Annotated in this window: 15 protein-coding genes and 1 pseudogene; 10 read left to right on the plus strand and 6 right to left on the minus strand. The window is 69.6% G+C overall.

Annotated features, from left to right (window positions below):
- The 4 genes and pseudogenes from ACF07V_RS17140 to ACF07V_RS17155 all read left to right on the plus strand — a co-directional run.
- Positions 1-5,565 (plus strand): RHS repeat-associated core domain-containing protein (locus tag ACF07V_RS17140; RefSeq protein ID WP_392154937.1); only part of this gene is annotated, 5,565 nt, incomplete at its 5' end.
- 194 nt (positions 5,566-5,759) lie between these two features.
- Positions 5,760-6,248 (plus strand): DUF1877 family protein, encoded by a 489-nt coding sequence (locus ACF07V_RS17145; protein ID WP_392154939.1) that lies wholly within the window; start codon positions 5,760-5,762, stop codon positions 6,246-6,248.
- Between the two features lie 91 nt (positions 6,249-6,339).
- Positions 6,340-6,521: pseudogene (locus ACF07V_RS17150) on the plus strand (transposase family protein); the annotation flags it as partial.
- Between the two features lie 280 nt (positions 6,522-6,801).
- The gene (locus ACF07V_RS17155; RefSeq protein ID WP_392154940.1) at positions 6,802-8,334 is read left to right on the plus strand and encodes a hypothetical protein; all 1,533 of its coding nucleotides are present in this window, start codon (positions 6,802-6,804) and stop codon (positions 8,332-8,334) included.
- Positions 8,335-8,415: 81 nt separating this feature from the next.
- Here the strand turns inward: ACF07V_RS17155 and ACF07V_RS17160 are convergent, their stop codons facing one another.
- Complete coding sequence (locus ACF07V_RS17160; RefSeq protein WP_392154942.1) at positions 8,416-8,595, minus strand: hypothetical protein; 180 nt, start codon at positions 8,593-8,595, stop codon at positions 8,416-8,418.
- A gap of 245 nt (positions 8,596-8,840) precedes the next feature.
- Between ACF07V_RS17160 and ACF07V_RS17165 the strand changes: the two genes are divergently transcribed.
- Positions 8,841-9,602, plus strand: a complete 762-nt coding sequence (locus ACF07V_RS17165) for a peptidoglycan-binding protein (RefSeq protein WP_392154943.1) — start codon at positions 8,841-8,843, stop codon at positions 9,600-9,602.
- A gap of 16 nt (positions 9,603-9,618) precedes the next feature.
- The gene (locus ACF07V_RS17170; protein WP_392154944.1) at positions 9,619-10,377 is read left to right on the plus strand and encodes a D-Ala-D-Ala carboxypeptidase family metallohydrolase; all 759 of its coding nucleotides are present in this window, start codon (positions 9,619-9,621) and stop codon (positions 10,375-10,377) included.
- Between the two features lie 316 nt (positions 10,378-10,693).
- Here the strand turns inward: ACF07V_RS17170 and ACF07V_RS17175 are convergent, their stop codons facing one another.
- Together ACF07V_RS17175 and ACF07V_RS17180 are read right to left on the minus strand one after the other, a co-directional pair.
- Complete coding sequence (locus ACF07V_RS17175; RefSeq protein ID WP_392154946.1) at positions 10,694-11,095, minus strand: hypothetical protein; 402 nt, start codon at positions 11,093-11,095, stop codon at positions 10,694-10,696.
- 136 nt (positions 11,096-11,231) lie between these two features.
- Entirely contained in the window at positions 11,232-12,017 is a 786-nt protein-coding gene (locus tag ACF07V_RS17180; RefSeq protein ID WP_392154947.1) for an SDR family oxidoreductase, read from the minus strand.
- A 202-nt stretch (positions 12,018-12,219) separates the two neighbouring features.
- Here ACF07V_RS17180 and ACF07V_RS17185 point away from each other — a divergent pair, with 202 nt between their 5' ends.
- Positions 12,220-13,080: a helix-turn-helix domain-containing protein gene (locus tag ACF07V_RS17185; protein WP_392154949.1), complete on the plus strand. Its 861-nt coding sequence runs from the start codon at positions 12,220-12,222 to the stop codon at positions 13,078-13,080.
- On the opposite strand, the gene ACF07V_RS17190 is transcribed toward ACF07V_RS17185, so the two are convergent.
- From ACF07V_RS17190 to ACF07V_RS17200, 3 genes are all read right to left on the minus strand, one after another.
- Positions 13,039-14,979: a helix-turn-helix domain-containing protein gene (locus tag ACF07V_RS17190; RefSeq protein ID WP_392154951.1), complete on the minus strand. Its 1,941-nt coding sequence runs from the start codon at positions 14,977-14,979 to the stop codon at positions 13,039-13,041. The genes ACF07V_RS17185 and ACF07V_RS17190 overlap by 42 nt on opposite strands.
- A gap of 228 nt (positions 14,980-15,207) precedes the next feature.
- Positions 15,208-16,572: an MFS transporter gene (locus ACF07V_RS17195; protein ID WP_392154952.1), complete on the minus strand. Its 1,365-nt coding sequence runs from the start codon at positions 16,570-16,572 to the stop codon at positions 15,208-15,210.
- 79 nt (positions 16,573-16,651) lie between these two features.
- Positions 16,652-17,446 (minus strand): 3-hydroxybutyrate dehydrogenase, encoded by a 795-nt coding sequence (locus ACF07V_RS17200; protein ID WP_392154953.1) that lies wholly within the window; start codon positions 17,444-17,446, stop codon positions 16,652-16,654.
- A gap of 318 nt (positions 17,447-17,764) precedes the next feature.
- Between ACF07V_RS17200 and ACF07V_RS17205 the strand changes: the two genes are divergently transcribed.
- From ACF07V_RS17205 to ACF07V_RS17215, 3 genes are all read left to right on the plus strand, one after another.
- Positions 17,765-19,261 (plus strand): PHB depolymerase family esterase, encoded by a 1,497-nt coding sequence (locus ACF07V_RS17205; RefSeq protein ID WP_392154955.1) that lies wholly within the window; start codon positions 17,765-17,767, stop codon positions 19,259-19,261.
- A 171-nt stretch (positions 19,262-19,432) separates the two neighbouring features.
- Complete coding sequence (locus ACF07V_RS17210; protein ID WP_392154956.1) at positions 19,433-20,209, plus strand: CoA transferase subunit A; 777 nt, start codon at positions 19,433-19,435, stop codon at positions 20,207-20,209.
- The gene (locus ACF07V_RS17215) at positions 20,209-20,868 is read left to right on the plus strand and encodes a CoA transferase subunit B (protein WP_392154957.1); all 660 of its coding nucleotides are present in this window, start codon (positions 20,209-20,211) and stop codon (positions 20,866-20,868) included. The genes ACF07V_RS17210 and ACF07V_RS17215 overlap by 1 nt, the downstream gene beginning before the upstream one ends.
- The last annotated feature ends 48 nt before the right edge of the window (positions 20,869-20,916 follow it).

The raw sequence follows: 20,916 nt of genomic DNA on the forward strand, positions 1-20,916 counted from the left end.
CAGGTCAAGACCCCGATCAACTCGGACAACGGCAACAAGCGCACCGACTACGTCCTGACCTGGGACGTCTACAACAAGACCACCGGCACCTGGATTTCCGGCACCTCCGGCATCCCGGGTCTCGCGCAGAACGTGGCGGTGGAGGACCCGACCTCCAACCAGCTCGGCATGGAGAAGTTCTACTCCTACACGGGCAAGAACACCGGCGCCGGCTCCACGGTCATGAACAACCTGGCCTCGGGCAACAGCGTCTGGTCGTACAACGCGTTCACCAACCCGGGCCGCGGTCTTACCACGTTCACCCGGTTTGCCTACAACAGCCTGGACACCTCCGACACCGTCTCCGGCTACGGCTGGTCCATGCAGGCCGCCGGTCCGGTCCGGCTCGGTGCGCCGCTGGAGTTCCAGCCCAAGCCCAACCCGACCGAGATCCGTCTCCCCGACGGTGACGGCACCACGCACGTCTTCCGCTGGGACTCGGCGACGAGCTCGTGGAAGGCGCCGGCCGGTGTGCACTACAAGCTGGCCGCCAAGGCGGGCCTGGACTGCACCCCGCTGAAGGACCCGATCCCGGACGCCTGGACGATGACCCGTCCCGACGGCACGCGGTTCGTGTTCGGCTGCGACGGCTACATGACGTCGACGGTGGACAAGAACGGCAACACGCAGACGTACACCTACGAGGAACGGAAGTCGAACAACAAGCCGACCAAGTTCCTCAAGTACATCACCGACCCGGCGGGTCGCCAGTCGCTCACGGTCGAGTACTTCAAGAAGGGTGACAACTCCTACGAGTACATCAACGACTCGGGCGCCAAGGTCACCGGCTCGAACCTGAACAACTCCAAGATCTACGACCACGTGAAGTCCATGACGGACGTCTCGGGCCGCAAGATCGCCTTCTACTACACCGACAAGGGTCTGCTCGGCCAGTTCACCGACGGCGCGGGGTCCTCCCAGCCGAAGGACTTCAAGTTCACCTACGACGCCACGCAGGGGAACAAGAACGTCAAGCTGGTCAAGGCCACCGACCCGCGCGGCAATGCCACCACCATGGCGTACTACGCCCCGCAGACGGGCGACGACCCGAAGTACCACTGGTGGACCAAGACGATCACCGACCGTCTCGGCGGTGGGACCGGCTTCGCGTACAAGGCTGACACGGCGAACACCAAGTTCACCGACGCCACCGTGACGGACGCCGAGAACCATGCCACGCAGTACGTGACCGACGACTTCGGCCGCCCGCTGCAGACGACCAACGCCAAGTCCCAGACCAGCAAGATGAGCTGGGACGCGGACAACAACGTCACGTACCTGGAAGAGGCCAACGGCGCCAAGACCACGTACTGCTACGACGCCAGGACCGGCTACCCGCTCTGGCAGCGCGACGCGGAGAACAACAAGGCGGGCGTTCCGCCCTCCAGCGACTGCGCACCGGGCGTCTACCCGGCCAATGCGCAGAAGTACGAGTACCAGACCCGTCTGGACGGCTACTCCGCCGACCTGTACCGCAAGACGTCACCGGAGGGCCGCACCTGGCAGTTCGGCTATGACGCCTTCGGCAACCTGAAGACGGTCACCGACCCCAAGGGCGTCGCCACCACCACGGCCGGTGACTACACGACGTCGTACGAGTACGACGCCTACGGCCAGCTGACCAAAGCCACCGACGCCAACGGCAACCCGACCACCAACAGCGACTTCGGTCCGACCGGCTATCCGGCCACGATCAACGACGCACTGGGCAAGTCGACCCGGTTCGTCTACGACGAGCGCGGTCAGGTCACCGAGGTCACCGACGCGTTGGGCAAGAAGACCACGCAGACGTACGACACGTTCGGCCGTCCGCTGGTCAAGACGGTGCCGAAGAACCAGGCCGCAGGCGACCTGATCACCGCACCCGCCCCGGTCTACGACGCCAACAACAACATCACCACCGTCACCGCTCCCAACGGCGCCGTGTCCACGGCGGTGTACGACGCCACCGACCAGATCACCTCGGCGACCGCTCCGAAGGACACCCCTACGGGACCGGATCGCACGTCCACCTTCACCTACGACAAGGTCGGCAACGTCAGGACGACGACGGAGCCGAAGGGCACCGCGAGCACCGCGGACCCGAACGACTACGTCACCACCAACACCTACGACGAGATCTACGAGCTCACTTCGGCGGTCAACGCCGCCGGTGACAAGGTCTCCTACGAGTACGACAACGTCGGCAACCCGGTCACGGTCATCGACCCGAAGAAGAACGCGACCGCCGACACCACCGACTACAGCACCAAGACCGCCTACGACCTGAACCACCGGGTCACCCAGGTCACCGACGCCGCGGGCAAGACCACCAAGAAGTCCTACGACAAGGACTCGCTGGTCGTCTCCGCCACGGACGCCGAGAACAACACCACCGAGGTCACCTACGACGAGCGGGGCAAGCAGACCCAGGTCAAGGCGCCCTACTCCGGGACGACGTTCCGTACCACCAAGTACGAGTACGACCAGGTCGGCAACACCACCAAGGTGATCACCCCGCGCGGTGTGGACACGGCCACGGCGGACGACTTCACCGCCCGTACCGAGTACGACGCGCTGAACCGCCCGGTCAAGAAGTTCCAGCCCTACAACCCGGCGGACACCCGTTACAACAAGGCCGACGTCTACACCCAGACCTCGTACGACGACGTGGGCCGGGTCTCCAAGACCTCGGCGCCGCCGTCGGAGGGCCAGACGGTCCGCAACGACACCACCTACGGCTACTTCGACAACGGCTGGGCCAAGTCGTCCACCGACCCGTGGGACATCGTCACCACGTACGACTACGACGAGCTCGGCAAGCAGACCGCCCGTACGATCTCCTCGGCCGGCGGTTCCTCGAACCGCACCATGAGCTGGTCGTACTTCCCGGACGGCAAGCTGAAGTCGAAGTCGGACGACGGCGTGCCGGTCGGCAGCGCGGTGACGCTGGTCGACAACTCCGACGTCCAGAACATCTCTTCCACGGGGACCTGGACCAAGGGCAGCGTCTCCGGTCAGCAGGGCTACGACAACCAGGTCCACGCCGCCGGCGCCGGAACCGACGCGTTCACCTGGACCCTGAACATCCCCAAGGACGGCACCTACACCGCCTACGTCAAGTACCCGCAGGTCACCGGAGCCGCCACAGCCGCGAAGTACACGGTCACGCACTCCACCGGCACCACTGACGTCACCAAGGACCAGAACGCCGGCACCGGCACCTGGGTCAGCCTCGGATCGTTCTCCTTCAAGCAGGGGAACACGGCCAAGCTGCAGCTGTTCCAGAACAGCGCGGGCGCGGTCGTCGCCGACGGCGTCAAGCTCGTCCGCAACAACTCGGGCGACACCGACACCGAGAAGCGCACCTTCTCCTACGGCTACGACGTCAACGGCAACCTGACGTCGATCGGCGACACCTCCTCCGGTGCCGGGGTCGATGCCTACACGATCGCCTACACCGGCCTCAACCAGGTCCAGAAGGTCACCGAGGCGCTCGCCGGGCAGGAGAAGAAGTCCACCTCCTACACCTACGACGCCAACGGCCAGCCGGTCACGGTCACGCACCCCGACCAGTTCTCCACGTACACGTACGACCTGCGGGGACTGGTCCAGACGGTCTCGGTGGGCAAGTCCGCCACCGACGCGTCGCCGAAGGTGACCTCGTACACCTACACCGACCGCGGCCAGAGGCTGAAGGAGACCAAGGCCAACGGCAACACGGTCGACTACGTCTACTACCTGAACGCGGCGCTCAAGACCCAGAGCGAGAAGAAGCCCAACGGCACCCTGGTGTCGTCGCACACCTACGCCTATGACGCCAACGGCAACAAGGCGCAGGACGTGGCGAAGAAGATGAACGCCGACAACAACGCGGCGTACCTCGACTCCACCACCGACTACACCTACGACCCGGTCAACCGGCTCACCAAGTCGGTCAAGACCGGCAACGGTGCGGGCACCGAGACCTACGTCCACGACGACAACGCCAACGTCGTCAGCCAGACGGTGGACAACACCACCACCACGTTCAACTACGACCGCAACCGGCTGCTGACGGCGACGACCTCCGGCGGCACGGCGAGCTACAACTACGACCCGTTCGGCCGTCAGGAGTCCGTCACCGCGGGCGGCCAGGTCATCGAGCGCAGCGTGTACGACGGCTTCGACCACGTCGTCGAGTCCCAGAAGATGGACTCGACGGGTGCGATGAAGTCCACGGCGTACACCTTCGACCCGCTCGACCGCACCGTGTCGAAGACGGCGGACGGCAAGAAGACGGACTTCGAGTACCTGGGCCTGTCCAAGGAGGTCCTGGACGAGAAGGTCGCCGGCACGCTGTCCAAGTCGTACCAGTACAGCCCGTGGGGCGAGCGCCTGTCCCAGGTCAAGCACAACACGGACGGCACGGTCGAGGACGGCTACTACGGCTACAACAGCCACACCGACGTCGAGACCCTCACCGACAAGAACGGCGACACGAAGTCGACGTACGGCTACACCGCCTACGGCAAGGACGACAAGTCCGAGTTCACCGGCATCGACAAGCCGGACCCGGCCGATCCGACCAAGGAGGCGTACAACCCGTACCGCTACAACGGCAAGCGCTGGGACGCCCAGTCCGGTACGTACGACATGGGCTTCCGCGACTACAGCCCGGGCCTGAACCGCTTCACCACCCGGGACATGTACAACGGGGCGCTCGCGGACATGAGCCTCGGCGCGGACCCGTTCACCGGGAACCGGTACGCGTTCACCGGCGGAAACCCCACGACGAATGTCGAACTCGACGGCCACCGTATCGACGACGGCTGCGGGGGTTGCGGGAGGACCGAGACCAACCTCTTCGCTCCGAACGATCTCTGCGGTTCGTGCCACTTCGACCAGTACAACTCGGCACACGACTCGGCCATTCTGTTCGTCGCAATGTACCTGACGGAATTCCAGCCGATGGGTGGAGGCGAGGTGAGCATGGACCTGTCCGCTTCCGCCGGCAACACCTTCAGGGACAGCAAGACCAAGATCAAGGGCGGATCTGCCGCAAACCCGGGCCTTGAGGACGGCTATGCGGACCTCCTCTACTGGACCGACGACGCCGTCTACGTCTGGGATGCCAAGCATGCGGGCGGCTCGGCCGAGCGCGATGGCAAGAAGGACGTCGAAAACAAGGTGAAGTATCTCCAGGAGCAGCTCAAAGCCGCCGGTGACAACCGTGTGGTGCAAGCCGGCTTCGCCTTCCCGCCAGGCGTCGTTCCCAACTACGCGAAGCCGAACGAGATGGTCAAGGTCTGGCCTTCGACCATATCGCCGGGCGTGATCGCCTACCAGACGCAGGAACCGGAGCGTAAGGCCGCCCAGAGCAAGGGCGATGGCCATTCCTTCTTGGACATCGCCACGGGAGTGGGACTGGGACTCGCGGGGGTGGGCCTCGCCATCGGAACGGTCGTCGAGGACGTGGGCACCGGAGGTGTCGGCATCCTGGACGACCCGGTCAGCTTCGCGGCGTCGGGCGCACTGATACGGGAGGCGTTCGCGCTGGCAGCATGAACCATGCATAGGTCGGGCCCATCGATATTCGCAAGTCGGGTTTGACCGGCAAGAAAAACGCAGGGGCCGCATCGCAGAATGTCATGAGATTTCGCGATGCGGCCCCTGCCGTTCTGTGTGCCAGGTCTGGGTTGGTATAAGCTGTCGCCGATAGCATTCGAACCGGACGACAACGATCACGTAATGGAGTACTGATGGGAAATTCGATGCGAATGCGCCGGGTCCCGGCCGATGAACTGCAGCGCGGAGTCCCCCTCCTGGAAGAGGGTTTTTCCGCGACCCGGAACAATGAGGTTTTCGCAAGTGAAATTCAGTCCGGGACCCTGTGCAGCCTCGGAGAGGAATGGCGCACGGTGAACCTCCTGCTCACGGGCGAGGAGTTCCCGGCGACCGGCCCCGCATCTCTTCCGGTTCTCGGCGGCGTCCACGTGGGGAGTTTTGCAACTCCTGTCGACGTGATGGTCTGGTTGGATGCCGACGGCGTCCACGTCGCCCACGAGTACCTGGCGAGCATCGAATTTGATGCACTGTTCGACCTTCACCGGAAGAAACTGGGCGCAGTCGGTGACGATGCGGCGGAGATCGAACAGGACCTGCGCCGCCGGCTCCAGGATCTGCAACGTTTCTATGGACTCGCAGACGCCGGTCACGAGGCTGTGGTGAAGCGCGTGTATTCCCGCTGAGCCCTGATCCACCGGCTTGATTCCCGGGCCGAACAGGATCGCCCCGTCGATCGCGTGATCGACGGGGCGAAGTCGTCTGCGGATCAGGGCCGGGACCTTCGCCGAGCGCGACCGCGTCGGCGACAGCCGGGCGGACTACTCGGCCAAGCACCGCCGGCACGGCGTGAACGTCCAGGTCCTCACCGATCCGGCCGGCGAGCTGCTGTGGATCCTGCCCACCTGCCGGGCCACACGCATGACCTCACGGCAGCCCGCACCCGCCGGATCCTCCGGCGAGGGCACCGGTCGAACCCGGCATGGCACGGCTGAACCAGACCGTCTTCCACGGCCCGTAACTCCGAGGCCGATGCCCGTACTGGGCGTGTGTCGTCGAGTGCGAGCGGATGGAGCGATCCGGCCGCGAGAATGGCGTCCACCGGCAGGGTACGTGGACGCCGTTCCGTGGGACCATCGGCGGGCGCGACACCGTGTCGCCGATCCTCCGGTCACCGCCCACCGACGCACCGCCCACGTCGTTCAGAACCGCGCCCTTCGCACCGCAGCGAGGTCCGAGATGGCACGAGTCGCCCCCACCTTCTTCGCCCTGCCGTACGAGGTCACCGACCACTCGATCACGCTCGGCTGGCGGATCGATGGTGACACCCCGATGAAGTGCATCGTGGCGGCACGCCCCGACACCGTGTCCCCCACCGTCGACGTACAGCTGCCGCAGACCGTCCACACCTGGTCGGACCTGCCCTCGGGTACGCTCCTGCGCTTCTCGGCCGCCTGCGTCTACCCCGACGGTGACATCCGCTGGTCCTCGGCCGACCACAGCACGACCGGCGTGCCGCCCGCGTCGGGCGGCGCGCCGTCGAGCCCGGTCACCGGACTGCGGGTCACCGCGAACGACGCGAACGGCGGCCGGCCCCGCGTCCGGCTGGAGTGGGACCGGATCGACTCCCGGGCCGACGGGCTGATCCTCCAGCGCTTCGGCCTCGCCGACGGGAACTTCGTGAACGTCTTCGACGTGACCGGAGAAGCGGCACGGTCCATGACCGCGTACGAGGACACCTCGGGCCTTCAGCTCGTGACGCCGTACCGATACGGCCTTCGCACCTATCGCGGTACTCCCGGCGATGCCCGATTGTCCGCGTACGCCACCGCGGTGGTGACCACCGCGGCTCCACCTCCCGCGCCGATGGTCTCCCGCTGGCAACAGCCCGAACGGATCGCCCTGCTCGGCCAGTTCGGAGCCCACCCCGTCTCCGCTGTCGTCGCCCGCGGGACGCAGCGCGTGGACGCCTTTGTCATGGACGGCGACGCCCGTCACACGATCCAGCACTTCTTCGAAAGCGGCGGCTGGCGGACGGCGGACCTGGGCGCGTTCGAGGCCCGTTCCCGCCTCGCCGCCGCCTCCTGGGGCCTGGACCGGGTCGACCTCTTCTACCGGGGCGCGGACGACCGGCTGAAGCAGCGTCTGGAGGCCCCCTGGGCGGGCGGCTGGACCGGGGAGGTCGACCTGGGCGGGCGGATGACCAGCGCCGCCGCGGCCGTGTCATGGGGTCCGAACCGGCTCGACGTCTTCTACCGGGGCCAGGACGGCCACCTGATCCAGCGTTACGAGCGCCCTGGCGTCGGCTGGAGCGGCGAAGTGGACCTCGGCGGGCGCATCGCAGCGGACGGCGACAGCGGCCAGGGCTCCGCCCCGGCCGTCGCCAGCCGGGGCCCCGACCTGCTCGATGTCTTCTACCGGAGCCCCGAACAGCACCTGATCCACCGCTTCTTCATCGGCGCGTCCGGCTGGAGCGGCGAGGTGGACCTCGGGACGATGAACGTGGCTCGCCCCACGTTCGTCACCGACCTCACCGCCACGGCAGCCGGTCGGGACCGCCTCGACGTGTTCTACCTCGGCAACGACGCCCAGTACCGCCTCCTCCAGCACTCCTGGCACGCACAGGGGAACACGTGGACCCCCGCGACCACGCACGACGGCACCCACGGCACTCCCATGGTCGCCTCACGCGGCCCTGGCACGCTCGACCTCCTCTACGGCTCGGGGGTGGCGCCCAACTTCCTCATGCGGCGCAGGTACGCCCCTCAATGACAGCCGCGGTCAGTTCATGCGAAACAGTTCCCGCATCGCCGCCACCACGGGCCAATCGGCCAGGCGGCCACCCTGTGCCGATCAAGACTGGGTGGGCGGCCGTGCGGTGGGCGGCCGTGCGGTGGGCGGCCGTGCGGTGCCCGATGGCCACAGGCTGCGGATGGTTCCGTAGTTGATGCGGCCGTGCGCGTAGGTGCGGACGGCGGGGCAGAACCACTTCCCGGGGGCGAGTTCGGACGTCCCGGCAAAGTTCACCAGCACCTTCCCGCACCCTGCCGGGCAGGACTTCGTCTCACCCGCACACCGGCGATACGGGACGGGCTCGGGACGTGCGGGACGCTCGGTGCGTGGGACGGGAAAGTGTGGGACGGACACCCGCAACAGTCGTCGCCTGTGGGGCGGCACCATCGACTCCGTCACCAAGTCGCCTGTACACATGCGACTTGGCCATCTCGGCGTGCATGCGCCGAGACATCGGCATCGACCCGCGAAGACAAGGACTCGGAGTGATACCCATCGGTACGGCCCTTCCGGCCCACCAGGTGCCGGCCCCCCGGCTGCCCGTCGCCCGCGCCGCACTCGTGCTGTTCGTCACCCTGCTCGCCATGCTGGTGCCCTCCGCCCCCGCACACGCCCTGGACTCCACCACCTGGCTCCAGCGCAATCTCGCGGGGATCGGATACCTGCCGTACAGCGGCATCGACGGCGTCTACGGCTCGCAGACCAGCACCGCGGTCCGTTCCTTCCAGCACGACAACGGGCTGGCCGAGGACGGCGACTACGGCAGTCGCACCGAACTCGCCCTGCACAACAAGGTGATGGAGGTACAGCGCAAGGTAGGCACCACCGCCGATGGCGCCTACGGCGACGGCACCAAGTCCAAGGTGACGGCCTGGCAGCAGGCGAACGGCCTGTCCGCCGACGGCGTCACAGGCCCCGCGACCATGAACGCGATGCGCATCGCCCGCACCGTGAAGATCACCGCTCAGTGGAAGACCACCGAGCACGGCTGGTCCGTGAGCAGCCAGTTCGACTGCCTGGACAACATCTGGATCCGCGAGAGCAGCTGGAAGGTGTACGCGACGAACCCCTCGTCCGGTGCGTACGGCATCCCGCAGGCCCTGCCCGGCGACAAGATGTCCGTAGCGGGCGCGGACTGGCAGACCAACCCCGCCACCCAGATCGAGTGGGGCCTCGACTACATCAAGTCGCGGTACGGCAGCCCTTGCGCGGCGTGGTCCTTCTGGCAGTCCCACAACTGGTACTAGAAAAGAGGACTCGACCATGACATCCGACCTCTCGCGACGCTCGCTGCTGCGCTACGGCGCCGGCGCGGTGGCCGCCACCGGTCTGGCCGTCGGCACCGGCCTGGTCCTCGCCGGCCCGGCCGCCGCCTACAGCTGGCCCTCACAGCTCTCCCAGGGCTCCAGCGGTGCGGCCGTCACGGAGCTCCAGATCCGGATCGCCGGCTGGGCCGCCGGCTCGGCCCAGCAGACCTACGTCTCCGTGGACGGCGACTTCGGTCCCGGCACCGAGGCGGCGCTCCGTCGGTTCCAGGCCGCGTACGGACTCACCGTGGACGGTGTGGCGGGGTCACAGACGTTCAGCCGGCTCAACGCTCTGGAGAGCTCGGACGGATCGACCGCGCACTTCGACTTCTCCGAGTTCGAGAGCAAGGACGGCTCGGGCTTCTCGGGTGGCAAGGTGAGCGCCACGACCGTCAAGGAGAACGTGCGCCGCAACATGTACAAGCTGGAGGCGCTTCGCAAGAAGTGCGGCGACCTGGCCGTCACGGTCAACTCCGGCTTCCGCAGCATCTCCCACAACGCGTCGGTGGGTGGTGCCGCCAACTCGATGCACCTGTACGGAATCGCCGCGGATGTCGCCATCTCCGGCCTGTCCACGAAGACCATTTACCAGAAGGCCGAGACCTGCGGCTACTCGGGTCTGGAGACGTACACGGTCTCGTGGCAGCACGTCGACTCCCGGGTCGAGTACCCCTACGGGTCGCAGTCCTGGTGGTGGCAGGACGGCGTGGCCTGACCCTCCCGCTCCGTACCTGTTCTCTGCACGGCATCGCGGAACTCGGCCGGGGCCCCCGTGGGGCCGACCGGGTCGTCCCGCCGCCACCGGTCACGCACGTTCTCGCCGAGAGCTCAGCACAGGCGGAGCGGCTTCAGGTGGCAGGGGCGATCCGGTCGCGCCAGGTACTCCACGGGTACCAGTGTCGGCGATGGCCGCGCGAAATCGCCCTCGGTATCGGTGAGTTCATGACGTCGCATCACTCGATGACGATCACGATCCACCAACCGAGATTGCACGGGCGACAGAACCTGGCAACTCGCCTCGGCGCCGCTGTTCACGTACGAGTCGATGCTGACGGAGTAGCCGGCCCCGGTGGTGAGGTCGGGGCGGCTTCGGGGACCGGAGTCCATCCGTCCCGTACGACCGCCGTCCGATAAGGCGCGGTCACTTCGGCCCGTGTGCCGGGGAAGGCGTACGTCCGGCCGGCGTACACCACGACATCGCCGCTGTCCGCCCAGCAGCCGGCGTCCACCTCCTCGAACCCCCGGGCGATGGTGGCCCCGTCGGGCCGGGAGTCGAGGATGTCGAGCGCCGCCATCTCCTTCACCCGGTCGTCGGTCCCCTCGCAGCCTCCGGCCAGTTCCAGCAGCGCGCAGCCTGTGAGCGTTGTGGCCGCGAGCGCGGTCGACAGAAGCAGGGATATCGGGCCGGTGGCACAACCTGTCCGCAGGGGCAAGGAGGGCTCCAGTGTGAAGGTCGGGGCGGAGGGAGGAAGGGCCGCCGGCCAAGTGTGCCGGAGCGTCATGGGAGCGGCGTCCGCAGGGTCCGGGGGCAGGCTGGGCCCCCGGACCCCCTCCTTTTCTCCGTGCGCGTCAGCTGGGCTGGGCCGTCGGCATGAGGGTGACCTGCTGAAGGTTGGCCCGCGCCGGGAGGCTCACGACGAAGCCGACGGTCAGTGCGACGTCCTCGGGCGTGAGCCACTCCATGGCCTTCTTGGAGCCCTCCAGCCACGCGAGGGCGCCCTCGTCGGTGACGTGGCTCTGCAGCTCGGTGCCGACGATGCCCGGCTCGATCGCCGAGACCCGGACGTTCTTCGCGCCCAGCTCGGCCCTCAGGTGCCGGGAGAGGTGGGTGACGTACGCCTTCGTCGCGGAGTAGACGGCGAAGTTGGGGAAGATGTTCTGCGCCGCGATCGACGAGGTGTTGACGAGATCCGCGACGCCGCGCTCTCCGGCCGCCTCGACCAGTTGCGGGGTGAACGCTCCGATCACGTTCATCAGGCCGGTGATGTTGAGGTCGATCTGTCGCTGCCACTGCTCGGTGGCCAGCTCCTCGACGGGGGCCGGCAGCATCACGCCCGCGTTGTTGAACAGCAGGTCGGCGCCGCCGCATTCGGAGGCCACCCGCTCCGCGGCGGCCCGCACGGCCGCCGCGTCGGTCACATCGGCGGGCAGAGCCAGCGCTCGGCCGCCGTTCTTCTCGATCCGGGCGACCAGCTCCTCCAGGCGGTCCGCTCGGCGTGCCAGGACGACGACCCGGGCTCCGAGCGCGGCGAGGTGTTCGGCCGTCGCCTCACCGATGCCGCTGGAGGCACCGGTGACCACGGCGACGCGGCCGGAGAGGGGACGGACGGACGTGTGCGGGGTGCGCGTGGTCATGGGACACACCTTTCGGGGTGGGTGGGGTGAAGGGGTTCGGGACCGCGGCCTCGCGCCGTCGGCCCCCGAACAAGAACACCACCCCGAGGGGTCCCCCGGGACGCCGGAAAGTGCCCTGACCAGGCAGGTACCGCCGAGGCAGGTACCGGCAGTACTACCCGCGACCGGGGTGTGACCCGCGCGCGCCCGGCACACTGGGGGCATGGATGACCGTGGTCGCGAACTCGCCGATTTCCTCCGCACGCGCCGTTCCCGGGTGACACCCGACCGGGCGGGACTGCCCGAGGACGGCCGGGTGCGCCGCGTGCCCGGCCTGCGCCGCGACGAGGTGGCCCGGCTCGCCGGAGTCAGTACGGAGTACTACACACGCCTCGAACAGGGCAGGGCCCAGAACCCCTCCCCCGAGGTCGTCGAAGCCCTTGCCGGTGCCCTGCGCCTCGACCCGTCCGAGCGGGAGCACCTCGCCGACCTCCTGGCCCGGCCCGCATCCGCTCGCCGTGCCCCGGCCGGCCCCCAGCGGGTGCGCCCCGGCCTGTATCTGATGCTGCAGACCCTGGACCATGTGCCGGCGTTCATCCTGGGCCGGCGCACCGATGTCCTGGCCTCCAACCGGCTCGCCCGTGACGTCCTCACCGACTTCGACGCCCTGCCCGCGCCCCACCGCAACCTCGCCCGCTACTACCTCCTCGACCCCGAGGCCCGCGAGCGTGTCGGCGACTGGGAGCGGATCGCCGCGGAGACCGTCGCCATCCTCCGGCTCGAAGCCGGACGCAACTCCCACGACCGTCGACTCGCCGACCTCATCGGTGAACTCACCGTGAAGTCACCGGAGTTCACCAGGTGGTGGAACGACCACCGGGTGCTGCGCCGCACCCACGGCGCCAAGCACTACCTCCACCCGCACGCCGGTGAGCTGCACTTCTCCTACGAGTCCTTCCAGGTCCCCGGTGACACCGAACAGACCCTGTGCGTCTACAACGTCGAGCCGGGCTCCGCCACCGCCCGGGCATTGAGGGGGCTCTCAGGTCTCGCCGCCGGTGCGGGTGAGCTGGTGGAGACGTAGGGCCAGGTGGGTCTCCAGGGCGCGGGACGGGGTGTTCCAGTCGGGGCCGAGGAGCTGGGCGACGCGGTCGAGGCGCTGGACGACCGTGTTGACGTGGACGTGGAGGGCGTCCTTGGCGCGGGAGAGGCTGGCCCCCTGGTCGTAGTAGGCGCGGAGGGTGCGCAGCAGGTCGGTGCCGCGTTCGGTGTCGTACGCGAGGACGGGGCCGAGGACGCGCTCGACGTAGGCGCCGACGTCGGCGCGGTCGCCCAGCAGGACGCCGATGAAGCCCAGTTCGGCGATGTCGGCGCCTTCTCCGGAGCGGTCGAGGGCGTGGAGCGCCGTGACGCAGCGCAGGGCTTCGGCGTGGAGGGCCGCGAGGCGCTCGGGTCCGTGCCCGGGGCCCGCGGCGCCGGCGGTGACGGGTGCGCCGAGGACCCGGGTGAGGTCTGCCGAGAGGCTGCGGGCGAGTGTCCCCGGTCGGTCGGTCGGGGCCAGCAGGACCACGTGGCCGTGCCGGGTGCCGGCCAGGCCGCCGAGCGCGCGGGCCTTGCGGGCGGCCTCGGCGGCCAGCCGCGGGCGCAGGGCCGGTTCGCTGTCGAGGACGGCGACGGCGTGGGGCCGGGCCAGGTCGACGCCGAGCCGGCGGGCCCGCAGGGTGAGGCTTCCGCCGTCCCAGCGTGCCGAGGCGGCGGGGTCGGCGAGCAGGTCGTCGAGGAGCTCGCCCCGTACCCGGTCCTCGGTCTCGGCGACGGACCGGCGCATGAGGAGCAGCATCGCGGTGACCAGTGCGGCGCGTTCGTAGAGGCGCCGGTCCGCCTCGGGGAGGTCGGCCCGTCCCGTCAGCACGACGCTCCCGAGCGATTCTGTGCCGGCCAGGACGGCGCAGGTCCAGACGCCGTCGGCGTGGATCGCGCGGCCGTCGGTACGCGAGGACGCCAGGGTGTCGGCGGAGGGCGTGACCGGTCCGGTGCCGGAGCGGGCCAGTTCGCTGCCGTCGGTGTCGTGGACGGCCACTCCCCCGCCGAGCAACGCCGCGATCTCGGCCGCCACGTCGTCGATGCCGGCGCCGCGCAGGACCAGTCGGGTGAGGCGGTCGTGGGCGTCGGACGCCTGGTGCAGTGCCTCGCCGTGGGCGCGGGCGGTGGCGTTGGCGGCTTCGAGCCGGGCGAGGGCGCTGCGCGTCTCCTCCAGGAGGCGGGCGCTGTCGATGGCGACGGCCGCGTGGTCGGCGAGCGAGCCGAGGAGGGCGATGGCGTCGGGGGTGAACTCGCGCGGGGTGCGGTCCGCGGCGAAGAGGACGCCGATGATCTCCTCCCCGAGGCGCAGGGGGACTCCGAGGATCCCGCGCAGACCTTCCTCGGCGACGCCGTCGTCGATGGTTCCGGTGTGGCGGTAGCGTCGGTCGGTGCGGTAGTCCGTGCTGGCGTAGGGGCGGGCGGTCTGGGCGACGAGGCCGCCCAGACCTTCTCCCATGCCCAGGCGGAGTTGCTGGAAGGCGGCGGAGACCGAGCCGTCGGTGACGCGCATGAACGTGTCGTGGGCGAGCGGGTCGTTGAGGGTGAGGTAGGCGACGTCGGAGCCGAGCAGGGTTCTGGCACGCCGGACGATGGCGCGGAGCACGGAGTCGAGGTCCCGCAGGGCTGCCAGGTCGCCGGCGGTGTCGAACAGTGCCACGAGCTCCGTCTCCCGGCGGCGGTACTGGTCGAGTACGCGCCGCACGGCCAGGGCGGTCTCGGTGGTCTCCTCGATCCGCGCGATGTCCGGCGCGGCGGCACCGGCCGCGCGTGAGCGGGCGGGCTGGGCGGCGAGTTCCTCGGCGGGGGCGTCGGCGGCGAGGAGGTCGAGGAGGCGCCGGGCAGCCGTCTCCGCGGTGGCGGTTCCCTCCGCGTGTGCGGGCGTCCGGCTGTCGGCGGTCATGGGGCCTCCTCGCGGCCGGGTGCTGTCTTCGGGTGGGGTGGGGTCGGGTGGGGTGGGGTCGGGTGGGGTGGCTGGGGCCCGTCCGGCGGATCAGGGCTGGACACGACCTGGGCACGTGCCGGGCGCCGTGGGTGCCGTGCGGGGTTCTCCGGGCACCGCCCGGAGCCCGGTCCGCCGCGTTCGCCGTCCTGGCGGCGGACCGGGCTGCTCATGGGCGGCGCGGCGGTGCTACGCGCGGTCGCCGGCGGGGACCGCGGCGGCGGTGGCCGGCTCCTCCTCCCGCGAGCTGCCCAGGTCGCGGCCCCGGGTCTCCCGGGTGACCGCCACGGTGATCGTGGTGATCACGGCGGCCAGGCAGAGGTAGAGGCTGACGGGGGTGGAGGAGCCGTAGTCCTTGAGGAGTTCCACGGCGATGATCGGGGCGAGCGCCCCGGCGACGATCGACGCGAGCTGGGAGCCCATGGAGGCGCCGGAGTAGCGGACCTTGGTGTCGAACATCTCGGAGATGAACGCCGCCTGCGGCCCGTACATGGCGCCGTGCAGGAGCAGTCCGGCGGTGACGGCCAGGGCGATCACGGGGAAGGACTCGGTGTCGAGGAGGCCGAAGAAGACGAACGCCCACACGGCCATGCCCACGGACCCGATCAGCGTGACCGGCCGGCGCCCGACGCGGTCGGACAGCGCGCCCCACAGGGGGATCGTGACGAAGTGGACGGCGGAGCCGATGAGGACGGCGTTCAGGGCGGTGCTCTTGGGCAGCTCCAGGTGGACGGTGACGTACACGAGGAGGAAGGAGGTCAGGATGTAGTACGAGATGTTCTCGCCGAACCGGGTGCCGATGGCGGACAGCACCTCGCGCCAGCTGCGGCGGAACACCTCGACGACGGGGGCCTTCTCCTTCACGCCCTGCGCGGCGGCGGCCTCCGCCTTGGCCTGGGCGGCGAGGAAGACCGGGGACTCGGAGACCGAGACGCGGATCCACAGGCCGATCACCACGAGGACGCCGGAGAGCAGGAAGGGGACGCGCCAGCCCCAGGACTGGAAGGCCTCCTCCGACTGGAACGCGGCGAGGAGGGCGAGGACGCCGGTGGCGAGGAGGTTGCCGCCGGGGGCGCCGGCCTGCGGCCAGGAGGCCCAGAAGCCGCGGTGCTTGTCGCCGCCGTGCTCGGAGACGATCAGGACGGCCCCGCCCCATTCGCCGCCCAGCGCGAAGCCCTGGACGAGGCGCAGCACGGTCAGCAGGACCGGTGCTCCCGCGCCGAGGGTCTCGTACGTGGGCAGCAGGCCCATCGCGAAGGTCGCGCCGCCCATCATGAGGAGGCTGACCACCAGGAGCTTCTTGCGGCCGATCTTGTCGCCGAAGTGGCCGAAGACGATGCCGCCGAGCGGTCGGGCGGCGAAGCCGATGGCGTACGTGATGAACGCGATCAGGGTGCCCACGAGCGGGTCGGCGCTGGGGAAGAAGAGCATGTTGAAGACCAGGGCGGCGGCCGACCCGTACAGGAAGAAGTCGTACCACTCGATGGTCGTGCCGATCAGACTCGCGGCAACGATGCGGCCGATGCCGCCTCTCGGCGGGGTGGTGTCAGACATGGGTTCACCGGGTTTTCGCAAGGGGGGACGGGACGGGGTGGTGCGGGTGGCCCGTGAAGGGGCCGTTCAGGGCGGTGGTTCAGCCGGCGGTCCAGCCGCCGTCGAGCGGCAGGGAGGTTCCGGTGAGGTAGCCGGAGTGGGGGCCGCAGAGCCACAGGACGGCGGCGGCCACCTCCTCCGACTCCAGGAGCCGTTTGACGGGCGAGCGGGCCAGCATGACGTTCGAGAGGACATCGCCCTCGCTGATGCCGTGGGCGGCGGCCTGGTCCCGCACCTGGCCCTCGACCAGGGGAGTACGGACGTAGCCGGGGTTGACGCAGTTGCTGGTGACTCCGTGCGGGGCGCCTTCGATCGCGGCGACCTTGCTCAGCCCCTCCAGGGCGTGCTTGGCGGCGACGTAGGCGGATTTGTAGGCGCTGGCGCGCAGTCCGTGGACGCTGGAGATGTTGACGATCCGACCCCAGCCCTGCCCGTACATGTGCGGCAGCGTCCTGCGCATGAGCAGGAACGGGGCGGTGACCATCACCTTCTGGATGAGTTCGAAGCGCTCCGGGGGGAAGTCCGTGAGCGGGGCGACGTGCTGGAGGCCGGCGTTGTTGACGAGGATGTCGACCTCGGCCGGCAGGAGGTCGACGGCGGCGGCGTCCGCGAGGTCGGCCACGTGGGCCTGACCGCCGGCGATCTCCGCGCTCGCCTTGGCGGCCTCGGCGTCCCGGTCGACGACGTGGACGGTGGCCCCCGCCTGTGCCAGGGCGAGCACACAGGCCCGGCCGATGCCGCTGCCGCCGCCGGTCACGAGGGCCGTGCGACCGCTCAGGTCGAGCGCCGCGGCGGGCGGCGGCAGCGGAACCGGAGGGGGAAATGTGTTCGTCATGGCCGGAAACAGTAGGGAGGGCCTGGGGCCCGTCCCATGTCATCGGCCCCTACAAACCACTGGCCATGAGTGGTGGCTTCCGCCATAGCGAGAAGCGGAACCACAGCCGGACGACAGCGGGACCGAGACGACCGGTACCCGGGTCGCCGCACGGACGGCCATGGATCGCGATCACACAGGGCCCTGTCCAAGGCTGGGTGTCCCGCCCATGTCTGCGCCGGCGCGGCCGCGCCCATGATGCACGCCACACCGACCGCCCGGCCTCACACCGGCATCGGCCGGTGCTCCCCACGTTCACCACCACAGGAGGCAGTCGTCATGGGACAGCCGCACCCTCCGTTCCGCTTCGCGAGGAGCCGCCGCCTCGTCGGAGGCATCCGCCGCTGGGCCACCGCCGCCGCGGGGGCCCTGGCCCTGACCGGTGGCCTGGTCGCCGTGGGCCCGCAGGCCTCGGCCGCGGGCCTGACCCAGGTCACCGGTTTCGGCTCCAACCCGGGCAATCTGTCCATGTACGCCTACGCCCCCGACGCGCTGCCGGCCGGCGCGCCGCTCGTGGTCGCCCTGCACGGCTGCACGCAGAGCGCGAGCGACTACTACGCCAACTCCGGCTGGCCGAAGTTCGCCGACCAGTACAAGTTCGCCCTCGTCCTCCCCCAGACGACCAGCGCGAACAACCAGAACTCCTGTTTCAACTGGTTCGACTCGGGCGACAGCACGCGCGGTCAGGGCGAGGCCCTGTCGATCAAGCAGATGGTCGACAAGGCCGTCTCCCAGTACGGCAGCGACAGCCGACGGGTGTACATCACCGGTCTGTCGGCGGGCGCCGGCATGACGGCGAACATGCTCGCCGCCTACCCCGACGTCTTCGCGGGCGGCTCCATCGACTCCGGACTGCCCGCCTCCTGCGCGACCAGCGTGTCCGCCGCGTACACCTGCATGTACAGCCCGCCGAACAGGACGCCCGCGCAGTGGGGCGACCTGGTGCGCTCCGCCGCACCCGCCGGCACCACCACCTGGCCCCGGGTGGCCATCTGGCAGGGGACCGCCGACACCACCGTCGTACCGGCCAACGCCACCGAGCTGCGCGACCAGTGGACGAACGTGTGGGGCATCGGCCAGACGCCCACCCGCACCGAGAGCCTCTCCGGCGGGACCACTCTCAGCGAGTACGACGACGTCTCCGGCAAGCCCGCCGTGCGGGTCTACTCGATCTCCGGCATGAAGCACGGCCTCGCGGTCGACCCGGGCGCCGGCCCGGAGCAGTGCGGCACCACCGGCACGTACTACCTCGACACCATCTGCTCCAGCTACCACACCGCCCGTTTCTGGGGTCTCGACGGCGACGCCGGGCAGGAACCCGGCCCCGGATCCCTGCCCGCCCCCACCGGACTCGCGGTCACCTCGGCCACCGACACCACCGTGTCCCTGAGCTGGACCGCGGTGGCCGGAGCGACCTCGTACGAGGTCTACCGTGCCGGCACGAAGGTGGGCACCGCCTCCTCGACGGCCTACACCGACACCGGTCTCGCCACCGGCACCTCGTACGGGTACACCGTCGCGGCCGTCGACGCCTCGGGGGCGACGGGCGCGGTCTCGGCGGCCGTGACCGCGACCACCACCGGCTTCACGCCCACCTGCCACACGGCCGGCAACTACGACCACGTGGCCGCCGGGCGCGCCACACAGAGCGGCGGCTACACCTACGCCACGGGCTCGGGTCAGGCCATGGGGCTGTGGAACACCTTCACCACACACACCCTCAAGCAGACCGCGCCCGGCTACTACGTCGTGGCGGATTCCGGCTGCTCGGCCTGAGCCTGGCCCGCCCCGGGGGAGGTGGTCACCACCACCTCCCCCGGGGTCGATGTGTGGACGACAGCCATGGTCCCGCCTCTGCGGCCTGCCTAGGCTCGCTGCCCGTCGGTTGTACTGGCACCCGCTCTGACCAGCAAGGTCGGCCCGGCTGCCCGAGGGAAAGGGACCTGTATGGGTCTGGACAAGACAGTCGCGAGTGCCGCGGAGGCGGTGGCCGACCTCTCCGACGGCAGCTCGCTCGCGGTGGGCGGCTTCGGGCTGTGCGGCATACCCGGCACACTCATCGACGCCCTGTGGCAGCGCCAGGTGCGCGACCTCAGGATCGTGTCGAACAACTGCGGCGTCGACGACTGGGGCCTCGGCCTCCTGCTCGCCGCCGGACAGATCTCCCGCATGACGAGCTCCTACGTCGGCGAGAACAAGGAGTTCGCCCGCCAGTACCTCAGCGGAGAGCTGGAGGTGGAACTCGTCCCCCAGGGCACGCTCGCGGAGCGGCTGCGGGCCGGCGGCGCCGGCATTCCCGCCTTCTACACCCCCGCCGGCACCGGCACCCAGGTCGGCGAGGGCGGACTGCCCTGGCGATACGCCTCCGACGGCACGGTCGCGGTGGCCTCACCGGCCAAGGAGACGAGGGACTTCGACGGCCGCCCGCACCTGCTGGAGCACGGCATCACCACCGACTTCGCGCTGGTCCGCGCCACCATCGGCGACCGCCACGGCAACCTCGTCTTCCGCTCCTCGGCCCGCAACTTCAACCCGCTGGCCGCCATGGCCGGACGGATCACCGTCGCCGAGGTCGACCACCTCGTCGAGCCGGGCGAACTCGACCCCGACGAGGTCCACCTCCCCGGCGTCTTCGTCCAGCGCGTCGTCCGGGTCACCCCCGGCGACCCCGCCGCCGAACGGCGCATCGAGCGCCGCACCGTCCGACAGGAAGGCGACGCCTGATGGCCCTCACCCGCGAGCAGATGGCGGCCCGCGCCGCCCGGGAACTGACCGACGGCTCCTACGTCAACCTCGGCATCGGACTCCCCACCCTCGTCCCCAACCACCTGCCGCCCGGCATCGAGGTCGTGCTCCAGTCCGAGAACGGCATCCTCGGGGTGGGCCCCTACCCGACCGAGGACGAACTCGACGCCGACCTCATCAACGCGGGCAAGGAGACCGTCACCACCCTGCCCGGCGCCTCGTTCTTCGACTCCGCCCTGTCCTTCGGGATGATCCGCGGCGGCCACATCGACGCCGCGATCCTCGGCGCCATGCAGGTCTCCTCCGCCGGCGACCTCGCCAACTGGATGATCCCCGGGAAGATGGTCAAGGGCATGGGCGGGGCCATGGACCTCGTCCACGGCGCCGGACGCGTCATCGTCCTCATGGAACACACCGCCAAGGACGGCACCCCCAAGCTCGTCGACACCTGCACCCTGCCGCTCACCGGCCGGGCCGTCGTCCAGCGCGTCATCACCGACCTCGCCGTCCTCGACATCACCCCCGACGGCTTCGCCCTCGTCGAACTCGCGCCCGGCGTCACGGTCGAGGAGGTCCGGGCCGCGACGGACGCGGGCCTGAAGGTGCCCGCCGGCCTCGGAGCCGTACGGGCGTCGTGAAGCCGGTGGGATTCGCATGCGTGCGCCGCTCGCTGCGCCGGGCGCGCC

The sequence above is a fragment of the Streptomyces sp. NPDC015661 genome (assembly GCF_043077765.1).
Taxonomy (GTDB): Bacteria; Actinomycetota; Actinomycetes; order Streptomycetales; family Streptomycetaceae; genus Streptomyces.